This is a genomic window from Mesorhizobium sp. M4A.F.Ca.ET.020.02.1.1, from assembly GCF_004022645.1.
Lineage (GTDB): Bacteria > Pseudomonadota > Alphaproteobacteria > Rhizobiales > Rhizobiaceae > Mesorhizobium.
The window spans coordinates 1-4,281 of sequence record NZ_RZOI01000541.1 but is presented as its reverse complement, the minus strand read 5'-3'; the positions used below and the strand labels follow the sequence as shown (position 1 = coordinate 4,281).

General features: G+C 63.7%; 4 protein-coding genes. All 4 read right to left on the bottom strand.

Annotated elements, in window-relative coordinates; all coding sequences use genetic code 11:
* On the bottom strand, window positions 1-699 hold a 699-nt coding region (locus tag EN742_RS26175; RefSeq protein WP_148670259.1), incomplete at its 3' end, for an ABC transporter permease.
* Between the two features lie 88 nt (window positions 700-787).
* Window positions 788-2,398, bottom strand: coding sequence for an ABC transporter substrate-binding protein (locus EN742_RS26170; protein WP_126058834.1), 1,611 nt, complete (start codon window positions 2,396-2,398; stop codon window positions 788-790).
* A 63-nt stretch (window positions 2,399-2,461) separates the two neighbouring features.
* Window positions 2,462-3,184, bottom strand: a complete 723-nt coding sequence (locus tag EN742_RS26165; RefSeq protein WP_128333452.1) for an HAD-IA family hydrolase — start codon at window positions 3,182-3,184, stop codon at window positions 2,462-2,464.
* Between the two features lie 240 nt (window positions 3,185-3,424).
* The coding region (locus EN742_RS26160; protein ID WP_128333451.1) for an aminotransferase class III-fold pyridoxal phosphate-dependent enzyme at window positions 3,425-4,281 on the bottom strand (857 nt) is incomplete at its 5' end.

Sequence of the window (4,281 nt, the reverse complement as noted above, 5' to 3'; positions counted from 1 at the left end):
TCTCAGCACCATGCGGCTGCGCGAGGCGCCTTTGAGGAGAGCCATCTCGACATAAGGCGTGGACAGCGTTTCGATTACCGCGGCGCGCGTCATGCGGATCATCTGGGCGGAGATGACGAAGGTGAGCGTGATCACCGGCATTGCATAGATGCGCACGAGATCGGTCAGCGAATGCGCCTCGTTGACCGACGACAGCGCCGGCAGCCATCTGAGATAAACGGCGAAGAGCAAGACCGCCAGCGTCGCGACCATGAACTCCGGCACGGAGATGACGCCGATCGAAAGCACGGTGACGGTGCGGTCGTAGACGGAGCCGCGCAACATCGCGGCGGTGATGCCGAGCGTCAGAGCCAGCGGCACCGAGAGCAGCGCGGTGATGCCGGCGAGCTTCATGGTGTTGACCAGGCGCCCGCCGATCAGAGCCGCAACCGGCATCTCGTTGGCATAGGAGGTGCCGAGGTCGCCGTGGAGCAGGCCGACAAGCCAGCGCAGGAAGCGCAGGATCGCCGGGTCGTTGAGATGCATGGCCTCGCGCAGGCCGGCGACCGCCTCGGGAGTCGCCGCCTGGCCGAGCAGGATCGACGCGGTGTCGCCAGACAGCATGCTGGTGGCGAAGAACACGGCGAACAGCACGATCAATAGCGTGATGGCCGCGATCCCTAGCCGCTTCAGCACGAGGTTGAGAACCCCAGACGTCATTGAAAGCGCTCCCTGCGGTGCGTTCGGCCAACCATCTTGCGCAATGCAGTGCCGGGGGACCGGCTGACCGGCCCCCGGCAGTCGCCTCTCAGGCTTCGAGCCAGAGATATTCCGCCATTGCGTAGCCCATCATGCCACCGAGCGGGTTCGCCTCCAAACCCTTCACCTTGCTGGAGAGGGCATCGACGTTGGAGATATAGGCCGGGATGATGGTGCCGGCCTCCTCGGAGACCATGACCTGCATCTGGTTGTAGATTTCCTTGCGCTTGGCCTGGTCGAGCGAGCCGCGCGCCTCGACGAGCAGCTTGTCGAACTTCTCGGACTTGTACTGGCTCTCGTTCCAGGGAGCGCTGGAAGCGTAGAGGAGCGAGAACAGGATATCCGGCGTCGGGCGCGGATTGATGTTGCCGAAATGGACCGGCGCCTTGAGCCAGTAATTGTCCCAGTAGCCGTCGGACGGGACGCGCTGGACGTCGAGCTTCATGCCGATATCCGCTCCGGCGGCCTGGATGATCACCGCCATGTCGATCGACGAGGTCGCGGCGTCGGACGCGATCACCGGGATGGACTGGCCGAGCAGGCCTGACTTCTGGAAGTGGAACTTCGCCTTGTCCGGGTCGAATGCCTTCGGCTTGAGGTCGGCGTTGTGGAAGATGTTCGCCGGCGAGACAGGTTGATCATTGCCGACCTCACCAAGACCGCGCAATGCCGATTTGACGATCTGCTCGCGGTTGACGAGGTACTTCATGCCGGCCACGAAGTCGGCCTTGCTGCCCGGATCCATGTCGAGCCGGATGTTGAGGTCCGTGTAGTTGCCCGCGGTCGTCTTCGACAGTTCGAAGCCCTGCTGGCTCTCCAGGAGCTTCATTGAGCGCGGATTGATCGCTGCGGCAAAATTGATGTCGCCGGAAAGCAGGGCGTTGACGCGGGCGCTGTCGTCGGTGATGGCGATGAACTCGAACGAGTCCAGATAGGGCTTGCCCGATTTCCAGTAGTTCTTGTTCTTGGTGACGACCGAACGCACGCCGGGTTCGAACGTCTGCAGCACGAAAGCGCCGGTGCCATTGCCCTTGGAGAAGTCGGTGGTGCCGTCCGCCACGATCATGAAATGGTGCAGCGCCAGGATGGTCGGCAGGTCGGCATTCGGGTCGGCGAGCGTGATTTCGACGGTCGACTTGTCGACCGCCTTGAAGCCGGTCATCTGCGCGGCGATCTTGGCCACCTTGGAGCCGACCGCTTTGTCGAGATGGCGCTTCAGCGAGTAGACGACGTCGTCGGCCGTGAGGTCCTTGCCGTCGTGGAAGGTGACACCCTTGCGCAGCTTCACGGTCCAGGTCTTGGCGTCCTTGCTGTCGAAGCTCTCGGCCAGCTCCATCTGCGTGACGCCATCCTTGTCGAGGAAAGTCAGGCGGTTGTAGAGCGAGCAGCAGCGGACATAGTCGGTGGAGAGCGACGCCTTTGCCGGATCGAGCGTGTCGGCGGTCGAGGACGACCAGCCGGCCGCCTTGAAGCTTCCGCCGGAAACCGGCTCGGCGGCGACGGCCTGGCTGGCGCGGCCGAGCACCAGGCTGCCCGCGGCGACCGCGGCGCCACCGGCCAACAGCATCTTGAGGAGTTCGCGGCGGCTCGCGCCCCGCCGGATGGCGTTCTCGACCATGGCGTCGTCTGCGCTGGTCCAGTTCGTGATCTTGTCGGTCATGTCATTCCCCTTTCTGTTGTTCGGTCGGCATGCTCGTCTTGTCGCGGCTTTCCGGGCTTGGGCTCAGGTTCGTTCCTTCAGGCTTTCCCGAACGGCCGCCGCAAGGGAGGCCATCGAGGTGAAGTGGTAGTCCGGCACGGTGAAGCGCTCGGGCTCGATCGTGCCGCCATAGCCCCTCTGGGCATGCCGGCGTTCGATCCAGCAATTGGTCAGGCCAAGTGCCCGGGATATGCCCATGTCGTGATGCTGGCTTTGCGCGACGTGCAGGATGTCGTCCTTGCTGTCGCCCCTTGAGGCGACGAAATCGAAGACCTTCTGGAAGAACGCCGGATCCGGTTTCTCCGTTCCGGTATCGTCGGCGGTGAAGGTGGCGAAGAAGGGCGATCCGAGCTGCTTCTCGAAATGGTCGAGGGCCCAGCGTCGGGCATTGGTCATGGCAATCAGCTTGTGCGATTTCGCGAGGTCCGCCAGCGCCGCCGCGCTGTCGGGGAAACCTTTCCAGACGCCGGCGGAATCGCGCAGGCGGACGCCGAATTTCTCGTCTGCCGGCAGGCCGAGCTGCGGCGCGATGACCATGTACACACGCACCAGATCGTCGGGAAACAGGCCGGCATCGGGCATGTAGCGGGCCTGCCGGTAAAGGGCCAGCGCGGCTTCGCCATCGATGGAGACGCCAGTCTCGGCGGCAATCCCGGCCAGGCAAGTCGTGATGCCGCCTTCGAAGTCGATCAGCGTGCCGACGACATCGAAGGTCATGTACTTGAATTCGCTGAAAGCCCTGGCCAAGAAACTAGCTCTCCTCTGCGCGATAGCGGATTGCATGGTGCTGAACAGAACAAAATTCCGTGCTGTCCTGGGCGTTGGCCTTTTTCGAAAGCCCATAAATCCGCGCTTTCTGGCCTTGTCTTATAGGCAGTCTGGCACTTCCCCCGCGCTGGATTCGCCGAAAAGGCGTGAGGGGGCGGCACAAAATTGCGAAATCGTCTGCCCCGGCGATATTTCGAGATACGAAAAATTCGTCGCCCGTCATGCCAGGGCCTGACGGACGTCGGGATCGTCCAGCGTCTGGTCGAGCGTGAGGCGCGTGCGCTCGATGATAGCGTCGACGTCGCCGTCGGTGCAGCAGAGCGGCGGCGCATAGCCGAGGACACCGTTGGCAAAGGCGCGGATGATGAGACCGTTGTCCCACGCCCTGTCGAAGACGCGCCGCGCCGGTATGGCCGACGCCGGAAGCGGTGTTTTCTTCGTCTTGTCGACCACCAGCTCGATCGCGGCCAGCATGCCGCGACCGCGCACATCACCGACGAGCGGGTGGTCGCGCAGGCTTGCCAATCCTATCATCAGGCGGGCACCGGCCTTGATGCCGTTCTCCAGAAGGCCGTCTTCATAGAGCTTCAACACCTCGAGCGCGACGGCGGCGCTGACGGGATGGGCCGAATAGGTGTAGCCGTGGCCGACCGCAGCGGCGCCCGCGCCGTCGGCGATGACGTCGTAGACATGATCGGCCATGAAGACGGCGCCCATCGGAACATAGCCGGAGGTCAGCCCCTTCGCGGTCGTCATGAAATCGGGAACGATGTGCTCGTCCGTGCAGGCGAACAGGGGCCCCGTGCGGCCGAAGCCGGTGATCACCTCGTCAGCGATGAACAGGATGCCGTACTGCCGGCAGAGCTCGCGTATCGCCTTGATCCAGCCCTTCGGTGGGACGATGACGCCGCCCGAGCCCTGGATCGGCTCGGCATAGAAGGCGGCAACCCGCTCCGGTCCGATCTCCTCGATCTTGGCCTTCAGCGCGGCGAGCGATGCCGCGGTGATCGCGTTGCCGTCCTCGCCTACCGGGTTGCGATAAGGGTAGGGCGAGGGGATCTTGTGCTGCCATTCGA